General features: G+C 70.7%; 17 protein-coding genes and 1 pseudogene. 5 read left to right on the top strand and 13 right to left on the bottom strand.

The features are described 5' to 3' along the window. Positions 1-76 precede the first annotated feature (76 nt). The 5 genes from A8711_RS33020 to A8711_RS30145 all read right to left on the bottom strand — a co-directional run bounded on the left by A8711_RS33020 (position 77) and on the right by A8711_RS30145 (position 3,800). Positions 77-907: an SDR family NAD(P)-dependent oxidoreductase gene (locus tag A8711_RS33020; protein WP_069090061.1), complete on the bottom strand. Its 831-nt coding sequence runs from the start codon at positions 905-907 to the stop codon at positions 77-79. After that, a complete protein-coding gene (locus tag A8711_RS30160; protein ID WP_069090060.1) occupies positions 904-1,380 on the bottom strand; it encodes a nuclear transport factor 2 family protein in 477 nt (158 codons plus the stop codon). The genes A8711_RS33020 and A8711_RS30160 overlap by 4 nt, the downstream gene beginning before the upstream one ends. Next, a complete protein-coding gene (locus A8711_RS30155) occupies positions 1,377-2,300 on the bottom strand; it encodes an NAD(P)-dependent oxidoreductase (RefSeq protein WP_069090059.1) in 924 nt (307 codons plus the stop codon). The genes A8711_RS30160 and A8711_RS30155 overlap by 4 nt, the downstream gene beginning before the upstream one ends. Before the next feature lie 246 nt (positions 2,301-2,546). Then, the gene (locus A8711_RS30150; RefSeq protein ID WP_069090189.1) at positions 2,547-3,017 is read right to left on the bottom strand and encodes a UPF0158 family protein; all 471 of its coding nucleotides are present in this window, start codon (positions 3,015-3,017) and stop codon (positions 2,547-2,549) included. Positions 3,018-3,083: 66 nt separating this feature from the next. Further along, positions 3,084-3,800 (bottom strand): DUF998 domain-containing protein, encoded by a 717-nt coding sequence (locus A8711_RS30145; protein WP_069090058.1) that lies wholly within the window; start codon positions 3,798-3,800, stop codon positions 3,084-3,086. A 117-nt stretch (positions 3,801-3,917) separates the two neighbouring features. Between A8711_RS30145 and A8711_RS30140 the strand changes: the two genes are divergently transcribed. After that, entirely contained in the window at positions 3,918-4,520 is a 603-nt protein-coding gene (locus A8711_RS30140; RefSeq protein WP_083297135.1) for a TetR/AcrR family transcriptional regulator, read from the top strand. 181 nt (positions 4,521-4,701) lie between these two features. Here A8711_RS30140 and A8711_RS30135 read toward each other — a convergent pair whose 3' ends face one another. Further along, on the bottom strand, positions 4,702-5,070 hold the full coding sequence (locus A8711_RS30135) for a helix-turn-helix domain-containing protein (protein WP_069090057.1): 369 nt from the start codon (positions 5,068-5,070) through the stop codon (positions 4,702-4,704). Between the two features lie 64 nt (positions 5,071-5,134). Here A8711_RS30135 and A8711_RS30130 point away from each other — a divergent pair, with 64 nt between their 5' ends. Further along, complete coding sequence (locus A8711_RS30130; protein WP_069090056.1) at positions 5,135-5,758, top strand: NADPH-dependent F420 reductase; 624 nt, start codon at positions 5,135-5,137, stop codon at positions 5,756-5,758. Between the two features lie 170 nt (positions 5,759-5,928). Here the strand turns inward: A8711_RS30130 and A8711_RS30125 are convergent, their stop codons facing one another. From A8711_RS30125 to A8711_RS30115, 3 genes are all read right to left on the bottom strand, one after another. Continuing rightward, complete coding sequence (locus tag A8711_RS30125) at positions 5,929-6,837, bottom strand: zinc-binding dehydrogenase (protein WP_083297134.1); 909 nt, start codon at positions 6,835-6,837, stop codon at positions 5,929-5,931. Between the two features lie 92 nt (positions 6,838-6,929). Beyond that, entirely contained in the window at positions 6,930-7,463 is a 534-nt protein-coding gene (locus tag A8711_RS30120; RefSeq protein WP_043324850.1) for a flavin reductase family protein, read from the bottom strand. A 34-nt stretch (positions 7,464-7,497) separates the two neighbouring features. Continuing rightward, complete coding sequence (locus A8711_RS30115) at positions 7,498-8,184, bottom strand: DUF1684 domain-containing protein (RefSeq protein ID WP_083297133.1); 687 nt, start codon at positions 8,182-8,184, stop codon at positions 7,498-7,500. A gap of 654 nt (positions 8,185-8,838) precedes the next feature. Here A8711_RS30115 and A8711_RS30110 point away from each other — a divergent pair. Beyond that, positions 8,839-10,023, top strand: coding sequence for a Cmx/CmrA family chloramphenicol efflux MFS transporter (locus A8711_RS30110; RefSeq protein WP_069090055.1), 1,185 nt, complete (start codon positions 8,839-8,841; stop codon positions 10,021-10,023). Positions 10,024-10,171: 148 nt separating this feature from the next. On the opposite strand, the gene A8711_RS30105 is transcribed toward A8711_RS30110, so the two are convergent. Then, complete coding sequence (locus A8711_RS30105) at positions 10,172-11,101, bottom strand: NmrA family NAD(P)-binding protein (RefSeq protein ID WP_069090054.1); 930 nt, start codon at positions 11,099-11,101, stop codon at positions 10,172-10,174. A 92-nt stretch (positions 11,102-11,193) separates the two neighbouring features. Between A8711_RS30105 and A8711_RS30100 the strand changes: the two genes are divergently transcribed. Together A8711_RS30100 and A8711_RS30095 are read left to right on the top strand one after the other, a co-directional pair. Further along, complete coding sequence (locus tag A8711_RS30100; protein WP_069090053.1) at positions 11,194-11,778, top strand: TetR/AcrR family transcriptional regulator; 585 nt, start codon at positions 11,194-11,196, stop codon at positions 11,776-11,778. 362 nt (positions 11,779-12,140) lie between these two features. Further along, positions 12,141-13,013 carry an SDR family NAD(P)-dependent oxidoreductase gene (locus tag A8711_RS30095; RefSeq protein WP_064446367.1) on the top strand — a complete coding sequence of 291 codons (873 nt, stop codon included), beginning with the start codon at positions 12,141-12,143 and terminating at the stop codon, positions 13,011-13,013. Positions 13,014-13,332: 319 nt separating this feature from the next. Here A8711_RS30095 and A8711_RS30090 read toward each other — a convergent pair whose 3' ends face one another. The 3 genes and pseudogenes from A8711_RS30090 to A8711_RS30085 all read right to left on the bottom strand — a co-directional run bounded on the left by A8711_RS30090 (position 13,333) and on the right by A8711_RS30085 (position 15,454). Next, the gene (locus tag A8711_RS30090; protein ID WP_069090052.1) at positions 13,333-14,370 is read right to left on the bottom strand and encodes a DUF808 domain-containing protein; all 1,038 of its coding nucleotides are present in this window, start codon (positions 14,368-14,370) and stop codon (positions 13,333-13,335) included. A gap of 206 nt (positions 14,371-14,576) precedes the next feature. Beyond that, positions 14,577-14,669, bottom strand: a pseudogene (locus A8711_RS32260) (IS5/IS1182 family transposase); the annotation flags it as partial. A 350-nt stretch (positions 14,670-15,019) separates the two neighbouring features. Beyond that, a complete protein-coding gene (locus tag A8711_RS30085) occupies positions 15,020-15,454 on the bottom strand; it encodes a hypothetical protein (RefSeq protein ID WP_043324855.1) in 435 nt (144 codons plus the stop codon). Between the last annotated feature and the right edge of the window lie 316 nt (positions 15,455-15,770).

Raw genomic sequence — 15,770 nt, 5'->3', positions numbered from 1 at the left:
GCTCTTCGGTCTCGACCGCCGCGACTGAGCACTGCAGTGGACGCCGGGACCCGGCGACGAGCCCCGGCGTCCACGGTCACGCCGCGTTCGGCATGTTCGACCAGCCCTTGCGGTCGGCACGCGCGTACCAGCCCGATGCGGCCAGGGTTCCTCCATCGACGGGGATCGTGTGCCCGGTGACGAAGCGGGCGTCGTCGCTGGCGAGGAACTCGACCACGGCGGCATAGTCGTCGGGCTCGCCGAAGCGTCCGACGGGGATCCACGTACGGATCAGCTCCGGGTCGCGTCCGCGCAGCATCGCCGCGGCCGGTGTCTGGGGCGTGTCGGCGAGGTCGGGCGCGATGGCGTTGACCCGCACCCCGTGACCGGCGACCTCGACGGCGAGGCTCCTGGTGAAGGCGCTGACCCCGGCGTTGTAGGCGGAGTACGGGGCGCACGCCGGGATGCCCCGGAAGGCCTCGACTGTCGAGTTGTTGACGATGGCGCCACGGCCCCGATCGACCATGCCGGGCAGCAGCGCATGCGTCATCGCGAGCACGTGCCACAGGTTGATCTCGTAGAGCGCCTGCCACTGCTGCGGGGTCGAGTGCAGGAAGGTCTTGGCGGCCGGGCGGAAGTCGCCGACGTTGTTGACGAGCACGTCGACCCGCCCCGAGTCGACGGCCGCCGCGGCGGCGACCGCGTCGGCGACACCGTCGGCGGTGCGTACGTCGGCGAGGACCACCTCGACCTCGCCGCCGGCACCCCGGATGTCGGCGGCGGTGCCGGCGGCGGCCTCCCCGTCGATGTCGACGAGGACGACGTGGGCACCCGCGGCGGCGAGACGGCGGGAGATGCCGCCGCCGATCCCGAGGGCGCCGCCGGTGACGACAGCGATCCGGCCCTCGAGCCTGCGGGTGGCGCTCATCTGCCGGTTCCTTCCTCGTCGGCCCGGGTCACGGAGACGCGGTGGCGTTCGATCCAGTTGACGGTCACCGCGCGACGGGTGAAGGCCCAACCTTCGCCGGTACGCGCGTACTCGTCGTCGTAGTGCAGGAACCAGACCACGTCCGAGGGCCCGTCGCGACCGGGAAGCAGGTGGTGGGCCGTGCCGCGAACCCGGCCACGGGCCCCGGTCGACGTCGGCAGGTAGCGCGCCCCGGCCACCACGTGAGTCGTCGCCAGGGTGCCGGCGAGCGCCCCTAACGCGGCCACGACAGCGGCGCGGCCGACGTGGGGCACGTGCGGGTCGAGGTGCGCCGGCGGCTCGGGAACCACCAGGACGCCGTCCGGGACGAACAGCGCGCCGATCGCTGCCGCGTCGCGGTCGTCGGCCGCTGCGGCGTACGTCTCGGAGAGCGCGCGCAGCGCGGTGAGGTCGGCCGCGCCGAGGCCGGTCACGCCGCGCGAGCGGTCGCCGCGCGCACGACCTGGACGAGCTCGGCGACGGCGCGCTCGCAGTCGCCGCGGGTGTAGCCGAGCAGCGCGGTCTCGGCCGGATCCGGCTCGTAGGCGAGGACGTTCCCGCGACCCTGGACGATCATCGAGTCGGGCATGAAGGGGTGCGGCTCGTCGCGCTCGGCGATGGTGCGGTTGCCCCCGGCCGCGTCGACCAGCAGCTGGAAGAACTGCGTGAACGTCAGGTTGGCGTCACCGACGAGGTAGGCCGCGCCCGCCGCGCCACGGTCGAGCGCGCCGCCGATCGCCTCGGCCAGGGACCGGGCCGACATGTAGTTCGTGCCGCCAGCCGGCGCGTGGTCGGGGATCTGCGGCTCGTTGCCGGCCGCCCAGGACACCATGCGGCGGTAGCGCTTTGCCGTGACGCCGGGGATGGCACCGATGATCGAGGGCGGGTTGAGAGTGCAGACAGTGAAGGAGTCGTCAGCCAGCGCCCGGGCGCCCTCGTCGGCGTCGCGGCGGGCGGCGACGTAGGCGCTGGAGTCGGCCAGGTCGGGTCGCAGGTGGTGGTAGTAGCTGCCGACCTGGACGAAGCGGGAGACGCCCGCGCTCTTGGCGAGGGCGGCGAAGGCCGGCACCCCCTCGCTCTGGGTCTCCTTCCAGAACGTGGCCTCGTCCGCGTCCCGGGGCAGGTGGCGTACGTCCTGCCCGGCCGCGAAGACGACCGCGTCGAAGGGGGCCAGGTCCTGGCGGGTGAAGGTCTGGCGGGTGTAGTCCCCGCGGAGGACGGGCAGGCCGGCGACGGGTGAGTCCGCGTCGACCGTCCCTCGGGCGGCGACGGTGACGTTGTCTCCCCGGTCCCGCAGGTGAAGGGCGGTGTGGACCCCGATCATGCCGGTTCCACCGACCACGAGTACCTCCATCGCGAGGTCTCCTTGCGTAGTGAGGCGGCTCCCCCGGCGTGCGTTTGGGAGCCGGCATGACTTCCGTATCAACCAACCAAGCGATTGGTAGGTTAGCACGAGCAGGCGCTCGCCGCGCCAGGCGTCGCCGCGCCGACATCGACCTGCGACTCAGCCGCCCGCGACATGGCGGACCGCCCTGCTCCGAGAAGTCGAATAGGCTCGATCAACCTGCTCTGCTGCCCCCGCCTCTTCGGACTGCTCGACTCACGGCACGTCCGGGTCAGGGTGCTCGGTCCGACAGCGGCTCGCGGCAGCGTCATCGATCAGGCATCTGTCGAGCAGCCAGTCAATGGCCCGGCGGGTTGCCCGAGCTTGGTGGAAGGCATGCCAGACCGTCAGCAGGTGCGGATACTCGTCGTGCAGTTCGTCCCTGAACCGCCGGAAGGCACCCCTGCCTTGGACGGCCCGTAAGAGCCTGCGGCCCGCCTGCTCGTCGCTGACCCGCTGGGCAAAGTCGACCATGTCGCGGTGCCAGACGGAGGGCGGCAACGCCTCGATCGGAACCAGATCGAGTTCATCGAGGTCGACCGACGTCTTCCCGTCGATGCCGCCGTCAGCCGTCCACATCCTGATCTCCCCGCTGGCCGGATCGATGAGCCAGCGGTACTCGTACGCACTCTGGTCCTGCAGCGCTGTGGCGATCTCTTCGAGATCGAGGTGGCGTACGTCGAGCATGATGTCCACTCCCGTTGCCGTGGTCGTCGGCGACCACGGCAGGTGCTCTTCCCTCTCGGCCGCGAACTAGAGCGCGGCGGTGTCCCGGTAGCTGCGGCGACAGATGGACACCCCTGCGGAGATGAGGCCGATGAGGATCGGGTAGACGGCGCAGCGCTCGACGAGGCCGACCAAGACGTTGGTCCCTGACCCGGCGACGGCGAGGAAAGCCGCCGTGGAGACGAGTCCGAAGGCGCCGAGCATGACCATGGCCTTCCCGGGCTTCCTGCCGATGCGGAGGTCTCGGTACATGCGCCCGAGCACGATGATCAGAATGTTGCCGCCGACGATGGCGGCCATGGCGCCCAGACCGTGGAAGTCGACAGTGCCCTGCCGGTCGGCTTCGCCGTCGCCGGGGAAGAGCGCCAGCACGACGCCGCCGGCACCGACCAGGGCGGCCATGCCGAGCAGGACCCCCCGGCGCCAGCCTCGCAGGCCGTCGAGCAGGGCGACACCGATGAACACCAGGACTCCGAAGAGGAAGAAGCCGGTGTTCATGACCCACCAGAGGGGCGAATACATGTACTGGCCGAACGCGGTCAACGGGCCGTGGACTCCGAGGTCGCTGATGTAGTGGTAGGTGTAGCTGTAGGGCGGGCTCCGCCAGGCCGCGGCGGCGACGAACTCGAGCAGCAGGAAGATCGCTGCTGCGGCGGCGAGCGCTGCCCCGGCGGGCTGGCGCTGGCCGCTCCGGTACGCCGCAGAGACGGTTGCCTTCGGCGTTGCCTTCACCAGTTGTGTCATGGCCGGGAGCCCTTCGGCGAGGTCGGCAGGGGCAGAGGAGCCTGGTATCACTACGGAAGTGTAGTGATACCAGTTTTGGTGTCAATACCATCATGGTCAGAGTTGTACGATGACGGCATGGCAAGGGAGCCGAATCGAACTGGGCGGCGCGAGCGCAAGAAGGCCGTGACCAGGGCCTCGATCCTGCGAGCTGCGCAGGAGCTGTTCCTCGAGCGCGGCTTCGACGCGGTGAGCGTGCGGGAGATCGCCGACCAGGCGGACGTCTCCCCCACCACTGTCTTCGCCCACTTCCCCCAGAAGGAGGCACTCCTCTTCCACGAGGAAGACGCGCAACGCGAGCGACTCGTCGCCGCCGTGCGCGAGCGGCCGGCCGGCCTCTCGATCTCGGAAGCGCTGAAGGCCCACTACCGCTCCGAATTCGTCGCCATGTGGTCCGGCGAGGAAGCGCCGCTCCGCCGCCGGGTCATGTCGCTGATGGAAGCCACACCGGCCCTCCAGGAGTACGCCTCCCGGATGTGGCTCCGCCATGAGGACGCACTCGTCGCAGCCATCACCGAGGATCTCGGCCTGTCCCAGCCGAGCGACGACATCCGGATCTACGCCCGGTTCGCCCTCCAGATCCAGCTACTCGTGACGAGTGACACCGATCCGATGCTCGACGCGGGATTCCGGATCCTCGATCAGGGCTGGAGTGAGCACGACCCGGCGCGAGGCACGTAGCGTCCACGCCAATGGGCGTATGGAAACCTCACGGCCCCGTCACGGTGACGGGCTTCCCGTTGAGTCCTGGCCCACGTCACCAAAGAGCGCATTGAACCGCCGGTTGAGGTCATCGCCGACCCCGACGACTCCGGGCGGTTCAGTGGGTGGGGTACGCGAACGGCCCGGGCCGTTCGCGGTGCTACGACGCGCTGAGCCGCTCCTGCGCCTCGAACAGTTCGTCGCCATGCTCGGTGACCCAGACGCCCAGCGCCCGCATCGGGCCGTCGGCGAAGCTGCGGCCGAGATCGGTGAGCGCGTAATCGACCCGGGGCGGCGCCTGGGGGAAGAACCGCCGCTCGACCAGGCCGTTGCCGACCAGCCTGTGTACGGCCTCGGTGAGCGCCTTGTCGCTGATTCCTCCGATTCGTGCCCGCAGTGAGCGGCGGCGGAGGGCGCCCTCGGCCAGCGCGGCCAGCACGACCGCATCCCACGTGTGCGCGAACAGGTCCGTCGCCATCCGCATCCGGCAGTCGGCTACGAGTTCCTCGCAGAGGTCGCCGTCACCCATGCGCCCATCCTGGCACGCCCGACATGCACCATCCGGTGCGCGTCGGCCTGCCTAGCGTGACGGTATGCGGATCGGAATCCTCGGCACCGGCAACCTCGCCACGGCACTGGCCACCGGCTGGGCCCGGGCCGGACACGACATCATCATCGGGGGTCGCTCGACGGCCGCCGCCGAAGCGATCGCGAACCGGATCGGCGGCACCGCGCGGCCCGTGCCGACGGTCGCCGCCGGCGCCGACGCGGTTCTGCTCGCGGTCCACTGGGACGGCGTCACCGAGATGCTGACAGCGGCCGGCGGGCCCGCCGGCGCACTGGCCGGCCTCGCCCTGATCGACCCGACGAACGCCGTCGAGCACGGTGTCGGCACCCTCCGGACGGAACCCGCCCGGTCGGCCGCCGGCCACATCGCCGCCCTCGCACCCGGCGCGCACGTGGTCAAGGCTTTCCATCTCTTCCCGGCCGAGCGGTGGGTGACGCCCGATGCCGGACCGGTCACGGTCGCCATGTGCGGTGACGACGAGCGCGCACTCGATGTCGTCGGGTCGCTCGTGCGAGACGTCGGTGGAGTTCCCGCGGTCCTCGGAACGCTCGACCGGGTACGACAGTTGGAGGAGGTCGCCGGCTTTGTCATCGGGCTGGCGTTCGCCGGGGTCGACCCGCAGTCGGCGATTCCGTCGGTTCCCCGCTGACATGTGTCCGACAGGCCGCTCGTGGAGGCGGACGGTCCCCGCCGGGAGCGCCGTCTGCTCTCCCACCCGTCGATCTCCCACTTGCCCAATCCGAATGTGTCCGGCGGGTCGACCTAGACCCGCTCCGGGCCGGGACCGATCCGCCGGGCACTCACCGCTGCACGTCACAGTCAGTCCAGATCGAGCACGACCTTGCCCGGCACCCGTCGTTCCCGCAGCGCCTCGATCGCGCCCCCGAGGTGACGCCACGATCCGCGCCAGCCGATCGGCGCCCGCAGCGCCCCCTGAGCCACGAGGTCCACCAGCAGCGCCAGATCGGCGGCCGGGGCGGTGGTGTCGCCGAAGGACCGCAGCGTCCGGGACGCGCCCGGGGCGAAGGTCGAGTTCACCGGAAAGACGGCCGGCTCACCGGAGGCCCAGCCAATGCTGTGCAGCACCCCGCCCGGCGCGAGCAGACCCCACGCGGCCACCAGCTGGGCGCCTCCCACGGTGTCCAGCACCACGTCGACCGGGTCGCCGACAGCCTTCAGGCCGACCACCACCTCGTCGGCCCCCAGCGCCGCCAGCCCGTCGCCCCGGGACGCCGACCCGACCGCGGCGATCACGTACGCGCCCCCGTGCCGAGCCAACTGGACGGCAACTCGGCCCACTCCCCCGGACGCCCCGGTGATCAGTACGCGACGCCCGGGCAGCGGACCGGACTCACGCAGCGTCCGCAGCGCGGTGAGGCCGACCATCGGCAGCGCGGCAACCTCGGACAGGTCGACATCGGGGGGCACCACCGCGACGCTGTCCAGGTCGAACACCGCGAGTTGGGCCCACGCGCCCGGTCCGAAGGCGAGCACCCGGTCGCCCACCCGGGGACCGGGGCCACTCTCGGCGGCGCGCAGCACCTCGCCGGCGGCGTCGTGCCCGAGCACCTGTCCGGCCGGCCAGAGGTCGAGGTGACGGATCTCGCCGTTGTTGACGGCGGCATGCCGCACCTCGACCAGCACCTGCCCCGGCCCGCATTCGGGCTCGGGGACATCGGTCACCCGGAACCCGTCGACGGTGCCCGGAGCGGCGACGATCGCACGCATACGACCTCCTTCGGTCCTCGCCAGGTTCCCGACAGGTGGCCCACAGTGGCGACCCTGTCGACGACGACCGGCGCAAGACGCCGGCCCGATGGTCAGGCGGCGGCGCGACGGGCCGTGCCGTCCGGAGCGTCCGCGAGACCGGCGTAGCGACCCCGGTGGTAGAGCAGCGGGGAGCCGACATCGGCGTGCCGGAGCAACTCCGGCTCGGCCAGCACGACCGCGTGATCGCCGACGACCACCCGGTCGACGACCCGGCACGCCAGCCAGGCCAGGGCGCCGTCGAGGATCGGCAGTCCGTTCGGCCCGGGCCGCCAGCGGGTCGGAGCGGCGAAGCGGTCGATGCCGCTCGTGGCGAAGATCTGGGCCAGCTTGTGCTGGCCGTGTGCGAGCAGGTGCACCGCCACGTGCCGGGCCTGCGCCAGCGTCGGCCACGTGGACGAGCCGAGGTTCAGGCAGAACGAGACGATCGGCGGCGTCAGCGACACCGACGTGAACGATGTCGCGGTGAAGCCCACCGGCGGCGCACCGGGGGCGGTGACCACAGTGACGGTGCTGGCCTGGTGGCGCAGCAACCTGCGTAGCGCGTCGGCGTCGGCGTCAATCGGGTCGTCGGCGGACGAGGTCATGGGCGTTCCTCCCGAGTGGTGTGGGCGCGGAGCGCTAGGAACGGGCGGCGGCGTCGGCCGCCAGCCGCTCGTACGGGATCTTCTCCCCGGCCTCGACGGCGACCGGCAGCCGGTTCTCCCTCGGTGGCAGCGGGCACGTCGCGAAGTCGGTGTACGCGCACGGCAGGTTGACGGCCCGGTTGAAGTCCAGCGTCACCCGGCCCTGCTCGTCCGGCGCGCCGACGGCCAGCGACACCGATAGGCTGCCGGGCGTCACACCGTTGAACGCGGTCAGGCTCAGCGGCAGCCCGTCGACGCAGAACTCGATCCGGCCGGGCGCGTCGTAGACGTGCTGGAGCCCCTCCACGGCAGCGCCGACCGTGGTGGGCCGGGGACGCTCGAACGGCACGAACCGCCCCTGGAGCACCCACCGCTCGGCGGGCGGGAAGGTGGCGGTACCCCGGTAGCGCGTCCGCAGCGGGTGGTCGGGGCGTCGGGGTCGGAGGATGTCGCGCCCACCCCGCCGGGCCACCTCGAGGACACCACCGTCGATCTCCACGGTGATCCCGGCGCGCTCGGCGATCACCCCGAACTGATGCCTCTTCCGGATGCGCCGGCCGTCGACGACGATCTCCTCGTCGTCGGCGAGGGTCACCACCGGCCCGTCCGTCCCGGTGCGCCACTCCCCGGGCACACCGGGGAACCGCTGCGGCTCCGCGGTGAGCCAGTGCAGTCCGGCCACGGCGAGGAAGCCGTGGCGGTCCGCCCTCGCCTCCTCGTGCCGGCGGTGCCACTCCTGCCAGTCGTCGGCGAACGCGCGGGTGGGTCGTGCGGCGTCGGGGGTGCGGGTTCACTGTTCATGACGGATCCCTCTCGTTGACGTGCGGCCGCTCGGAAACGGGCGCGGAGGTGCCGGACGCGAGCCGGCGGGACGAGGACCGAGAGGCAGCGAGCGCCCGCTCAGGCCGGAAGGGTCGCCACGCGACAGAGCTGCGCGGCGACCCGCATCAGGTCGACGACCCGGCGGGAGGTGAACAGCCGAACAAGCAGCATGGATCAATTTTCCTACTGAGCAAGTAGGATTTCAAGCCCCGGAGCCACTCAGCATCGCGTGGCCATCGCAACGTCTACCGGAATGGGCCGAACCAGGCAGCTGTCGCGCGGCCTGCCTCATCGAAAATGGATGTGCGGGAGCCGGGCAGCCATCGGTAAAGTGGCGTCCATGTCGAGCCCCGAGTCGGACACTTCGGGGGCTTTCGGCCACGCCGTCAGCCCCTGAACCACTGAGGTTCCAGCCTCCCGCCCACTACCGCATACGCGTGGGCGGTTGTTCGACCCCCGGGTTGGCCGTGGTGACGAGACGCCTTCTGTCCGTTTCATGCCTCGGAGCAACTCGATGCCTTTCGCTCTCCATCTTCTTGCCCTCGCCGTCTTCGCCATGGGCACCTCTGAATTCATGCTCGCGGGCCTTGTGCCCGACATCGCCACGAGCCTCGATGTCTCCGTCGGGTCCGCCGGGCTGCTCACCTCCGCCTTCGCGGTCGGGATGATCGTCGGCTCACCCCTCATGGCTGCCTTCGCACGTCGGTGGCCGGCACGGACCACGCTCCTTGGATTCGTGGTGATCTTCACTCTCTGCCACGTCGTCGCCGCGACAACCCCGTCCTTCTCCGTGCTGTTCGCAACCCGTGTCCTGGCTGCGGTTGCCAACGCCGGCTTCCTGGCCGTCGCCCTCACCACCGCGACCGGTCTCGTGGCCCCGAACCAGAAGGGGCGTGCCTTGGCGGCCCTCCTTTCCGGTACGACGATCGCTGTCGTCGCAGGCGTGCCGGCGGGCGCGCTGCTCGGCACCGCGATGGGGTGGCGAGCGACCTTCTGGGCAGTCGCGCTGCTGTGTGTCCCCGCCGCTGTCGGCATCCTCGCGGGGATCCGGCCCCGCTCCGAGCCGACAGCGGAAGGGCCCGCCGCCGGCGCGTCTCTGGCCTTCGAACTCGCGCAACTCCGAAAGCCCCGACTGCTCGTGGCAATGCTGCTCGGAGCGTTTGTCAACGGCGGGACCTTCGCGGCGTTCACCTTTCTTGCACCCGTCGTCACCGAGACCGCAGGACTGGACGAGGTGTGGGTACCGCTGGCCCTGGTCGTGTTCGGCATCGGATCGTTCATCGGCGTCACTGCCGCCGGGCGGCTCTCCGACCGGCGCCCTCGTCCGATTCTCGGAGTGGCCGCTCCCCTCCTGTTCCTGGGGTGGCTGGCACTCGCACTCGTCGCCACACACCCCGTACTGCTGCTGATCCTCGTCTTCGTCCAGGGCATCCTGGCTTTCGCGGTGGGTAGCACGCTCATCGCGCGGGTGCTCTACGCAGCATCCGAAGCGCCCACCATGGGAGGTTCCTACGCAACCGCCGCGCTCAACATAGGAGCCGCCGCCGGCCCGGCACTTGCGGCCCTGACGCTGTCGGATTCCAGTGACCTCGGCCCCGTGTGGGTGGCTTCTCTCCTGACTGGGCTTGCCCTGCTCATGCTGCTTCCATCGGTGGGGCTGATCGCGCCACGGAACCGGAGTGGGGAGGTCGTCCGGTGACTCATGCGAATGCTCCGCGCAACGTCGACATCGTCGGCGGCTCGTCGACGATGTCGAACTCGACCGATCGCTCACGTCGCGGCCGACAAACTCGCCGACTTGGACCGGACGGCGTGTCCATGGGCGTGACGATGACCAAGCCTTGGCGTCAGCCCTGACGGAGGGGGCGCAGGTGGCGGTCGGCCCACTCAGCGAACGGGGTCAGGGGGATGCCGAGGGCGCGCGCGAACTCCGGCCGGGCCGGCTGCCCGGCGACGTTCAAGAACTCGTGGGAGGTGGTGGCCCACGGCGGCATACCGGCGGCAAGCGCTTCCGCCTCGGTCATGTCGGGAGCGGTGCCGTCGATGCCGAGCGACTCACCGATGATCTTCGCGATTTCCGTCATCGGCAGGTGGTCGCCGGCCAGTTCGAGTTCGACGCGGTGGAAGCGGTCGGGGTCGGCGACGGCAGCTGCGACCGCGCGACCGATGTCGTCGACGGCGACCAGCGACAGGTGGGTCTGCGGCCGGAGGACCGTCGCGAGCCCGCCCGCGACGCCCCGCGGCAGCAGGTAGGCCAGGTCGGGCAGGAAGTTCTCCATGAAGAAGCCCGGCTTGATCAGCGTCCACCGGTCGAAGCCGGCGGCCCGGACGCGTTCCTGCATGCCGGCCTTGGGCAGGAAGACGCGCTCCATCGCGGCCCAGCGCCCGTCGGTCCAGCCGGGGGCGTCCTCGTGCCGCCCGGCGCCGGACACCGAGGTGTGCACGAACTGCGGGACCTCCGCGGCCAGCGCGGCCTCGATCAGGTTGACGCCCTGGGCGAGTTCGCTCTCGAAGTCCCAGGTGTCGCCGCGCAGCTCCGGCATCTGTACGGAGAAGACGGCGCGGGCTCCCCGGGCGGCCGGGACCAGCGATGCGGGGTCGCGGAGATCGCCGGTGACCAGCTCGGCGCCGAGGGCGGCGACTTCGGCGGCCTTGGCGGCAGCAGGGTTACGGACCAGGGCGCGCACCGGGACGCCGGCGGCGAGCAGGGCGCGGGCGGTCGCCCCGCCCTGCTGGCCGGTAGCGCCGGTGACCAGTACTGGTGCTCGATCAGACATGGACACTCCTCGACCCAAGAAACGGCGGGGCCCGCCGTTTATGCTTGCTAAGATACGGCGGACCCCGCCGCTTAGCAACGCCGAGGTGAGACATGCGAGCAGACGCACGCCGCAACTACGAACTTCTGCTCGCGGTGGCAGCGGAGGCGGTTGCCGAGCACGGGGCCGACGCGTCGCTGGAACAGATCGCCCGGACCGCCGGGGTGGGCTCCGGCACGGTCCGCCGCCACTTCCCGACCCGCCACGCCCTGCTCGAAGCCGTCTTCCGGGAGCGCATCGACGCCCTCTGCGCCCGCGCGGGCGAACTAGTGGGCAACCCGGACCCCGGGGCCGCGCTCGTCGAATTCCTGATCGAGATGACGCGGGCCGCCGCGACGATCCGGGGCCTGGCCGAGGCGCTGAACCGCGGCCGCGTCGAAAGCGTCTACTGCGCGTCCGACCAACTGTCCGAGGCGGGTGAGCCGCTGGTACGCCGGGCCGCCGAGGCCGGAGTGCTGGCGCCCGACGTCACCTTCGGCGACCTGTCGACACTGGTCACCGGGATCGCCCTGGCGACCGAGAACGACCGCGACCCCGGTACCACAGCGACCCGCCTGCTCTCGCTGGCCATGACCGGGTTCACGGTGACACCGCAGGAACCCGCACAGCACAGCCCGCTTCCGAATTCAGGTGCCTGACCACGCCCCCCGGGCCACGGCCTGATCGCAAGCCGTAGCTCGGGCCGGCTTCGCCGGACCAGATAGCGGTCCGAGCCACGGCTCGCGGGCCTACCCTGCGCCGTCGTGGCCGGCGAACCCCACCGCGCCTTCTACGGCAACCAGTTCAGTCTCACTGTGCCGACCCAGCCGACAAGGCCGAGGTCTACCGACAACTCGGTTTCCAGCCTGAAACGCAAACGGTGCGCGGTGCGCTCCCCGGCGTGCACAGCGTCGAAACCGAGATCGTCGCGCAGAGGATCAAGCGGGCGGGACCACTCGTCGCCTCCGGAGCCTGAGCGCGGCTTGCTTTCAAGCGCGCTCGAAGCTCTAGTGTCGGGGCCGTGACCACGACAGCCGAGACGAGAACATGGATCATCACGGGCGCGAGTTCCGGCCTCGGTCTGGGGCTCGCCGAGGCGGCACTCCAGGCTGGCGAGCATGTGATCGGGACCGCGCGACGGGCCGACCGCTTCGACGGGCTCAAGGCGCGGTACGGGGATGGGCTCCTCGCCGTCGCGCACGATGTGCGCGACACGGCCGGAGCGGCCGGTGTCGTGCAGCGGGCGCTGGAGGTGTTCGGGCGCGTCGACGTGCTCGTCAACAATGCAGGCGCCGGACAGGTCGGCGCCGCCGAAGAGATCACGGACGCTGCGCTGCGGGCCATGCTCGAGCAGCACCTGTTCGGCCCGGCCGCCTACGTGCGTGCCGTACTGCCCCACATGAGGGAACGTCGCTCTGGTGCGGTCGTGCAGATGAGCAGCCAGGGCGGGCGGATGTCGTTTCCCGCCGTCGGCAGCTACTCAGCCGGCAAGTTCGCGCTCGAGGGCTGGTCGGAGGCGCTGGCGGGCGAGGTCGCACCGTTCGGGATCCGCGTCCTCATCGTCGAGCCCAGTCGATTCCGCACCGCGTTCAACGCCGCGGACGTGCTCAACACAGCGCGGCAGAGCTCGATCTACGAGGGGGTCACCGGTGCCGTGCGCGCGAACATGGAGGGAGCCGACGGCATCCAGGAGGGCGACCCGGCACGAGCCGCCCGGGTGATCCGGAACATGCTCGACACACCCGACGCGCCGCTCCGGCTCCCGCTCGGCGCCGAGGCGGTTCGCAACCTCACCCGCGCCTACCGTGCAGCGCTCGACGACGTCGAGAAGTGGGCGTCGGTGAGCGAGTCGGCGGACTTCCCGGGTATGCCGCCCGCGGTTCGCCCGTTCTGATCGCCGTACGCTGATGGCCGAGACGGCATCCAGTTCGGCGTCGAGCGCTGACTCCGGAACGGCACATCCCGACTGCGGGAGTGCCCGCGACCTATTCGCCCAGCTCTGAACGCCCGGCTCCGCCGACGTTGGGCCGCTTCCAGCATCCGGTCGAACCGGATGCCGAGTCGGTAGGTCACGATGGCGACGACGACACCAATACCGCGCCAAAACGGCCCACTACCAGCGAAGACTCCGACCCCACCAGGTGCGGCTGGAGTACCAAGCGCGGTTCAGCACCAGAACGCCTGACCCCGCAGTCGAGTGGCGATGATGTGCGTCAACCGCGCGGCGCTCGGTCCGCAGGGTCGTCGCGACGCTGAGCTGCACGGCTCGGCTGGGCGGGGATGGTGCCGTCAGTACGAGTCGTGGCCGCCGCGGTCGCAGCCGCAGGCTTGGATTTGCGGCGGTGGAGCGTGAGAGTCATGACCAGCACGACCAGCGCTCCGACGATCAGCCCGAGGATCGCGCTGGCCACCGTGTTGACGATCCAGCCGACGAGCCCGCCGAGCGCACCCGTGGAGTCGTGGGCGGCGACCTCCACGTGGTGCACGGCCTCGTACAGGAAGTGCAGGTTCAGCTCGTTCGTGCCTAGCAGCAGGATGTGCCCGCCCACCCACAGCATCGCCGCGGTGCCGACCACCGTCAGCACGGTGAGGACTACCGGCATCGCCCTCACCAGACCGCGGCCGAACGTGGCGACTGCGCCGGAACGTTGCGACAGGCGCAGCCCGGCGTCGTCCATCTTTACGATCAGGGCCACCACGCCGTACACCATGACGGTTATGACGACGGCGACGACAGCCAGGATCGCCAGGCGGGACCAGAACGCCTCATTGATCACCTCGTTGAGGCTGATGACCATGATCTCCGCCGAGAGGATCAGGTCGGTTCGTACCGCCCCGGACACCAGTGTCGTCTCGTCCTGCACCTTTTCCTCGCCCGCGCCGTGGGCATCGTGATGGGCGATCTTGGCCCACACCTTCTCCGCGCCTTCGTAACAGAGGTAGGCGCCGCCGAGCATGAGGATCGGAGTGAGCAGCCAGGGCACGAACTGACTGAGCAGCAGCATGGCCGGCAGGATGATGAAGAACTTGTTGCGCAGCGACCCCAGGGCAATGCGCTTGATAATCGGCAACTCGCGCTCGGCCGCCAGGCTCCGCACGTACTGCGGCGTGACGGCAGCATCGTCGACGACGACGCCCGCAGCCTTGGCGCCGGCCTTCGCGGCGCCCGCCCCGATGTCATCGATCGACGCGGCAGCGGCTCGGGCCAGCACCGCCACGTCATCCAGCAGGGCTACGAGTCCACCGGCCAAGGGAGGGTCCTTCCAGGGTTGCGCAGAGTTCGAACTGGCCCATTCTCGCTCAGGTCCTGTGCGCGGCAAGCCACCGCCCGGCCGTATATCGGGCGAGAGCTCGAGGTGAGCGTCTATCGCGCTCAGCCGGCGACCCGCCACCACCGCGCCCGGGTCATCAACCTGGCGCCAGCTCAGGCCGAGCCCGTCCGCCGCGGTCGCCGTTAGCCAGGGTCGGCGTAGATGCGTTTCGGTCGCTGTCCGGGTCGGCCGCGGATGCCTTTGATCGGCGGGATCTCGTCGACCAGGGGCAGTAGACGGGCCGCCCTCGGCAGACAGCGACTGGAGCGACAATCCAGTTGCTGAGCAGCCTCGCGGCCTGGCGACACGAGGGGCGACGACAGGGCGTCACCAGATCCACGGCGCCACGGTCCCCCATCAACAGCGCACCCGTCAAAGTCCGGGGCGTCCACCCGGCCGCCGCAGTCGCGACGGTCGAGAACGGCCCACCCCCGTTCATCGTGACACGCTGCTCGCCGGCATGGGGGTTCGTGTCGGTGCGGCGACGGCATCTGGGCATACATGGTCGTCATCAGAGACGATCTGCAACTGGCGCCCAGGTAGCGAACGGCAGCCGGGCTGACGGATGCCGTTGGATTCGGTTCGTGTGTCAGGGGCTACGGCGCAGTGAGCGGAGCGCGGGAACCGCGTTGGTGGCGGCGAGCGCCCAGAGTACGAGCAGCGGCTGGAAGAGCAGGCGGACCGCCCGTGCCGCGTCGGTGTCCAGGCCGAATCCGTCACGCCCTTCGGTGAACTGAGCGATGTTGCCCGGGAAGACCGCGACGAAGAAGGCGGCTACGACCGCTCCGGTGAGGCCGCGTACGGGCTGTCTCCAAGCCGCGAGCAGGGCCAGCCCGAGACAGATCTCGACCACTCCGGAGGCGACGACGACGAGATCGGCGTCGAGCGGGAGCCAGGAGGGCACCTGCGCCAAGAACTCCTGGCGCGCGACTGTCAGGTGGGCGATGCCGGCACCGAGCAGCATCGCGCCCAACGCGACCTGGCCGACCGCGCCCGTCAACCGTCGGGCAAACGTGGAGGTCATGGCACCTCTCCAGTGGCGTGAACGAGGGACCGACGGCCGGCCCGCTGCGGGGGGTGTCCCTATGGGTTTCGTCAAGCGGGGACCTCGACCTGGCGAGCCGTCGGGCTGGGGACATCCGACCATTGGCCGGCTTGATCGAGAAGCGGTCCGAGCTATGGCCGGCTGAGAGTTCGAGCTGCGGGGCGACGATCTCGGCCAGCAGGTCGGCGCGTGTCGCGGAGGGGTCGCGGCGCCCGGCGTTGGCCTTGCCGCCGGGCGGGCGACGCTGGCCGACCGGGCCAACCAGTACTGGTTCGTCGAGGAGCGGATGCGGACG

The organism is Micromonospora sp. II, assembly GCF_001709195.1.
Classification (GTDB): domain Bacteria; phylum Actinomycetota; class Actinomycetes; order Mycobacteriales; family Micromonosporaceae; genus Micromonospora; species Micromonospora chalcea.
Note: the sequence above shows the minus strand (reverse complement) of the source record. Positions and strands in the feature narration are given on the sequence as shown.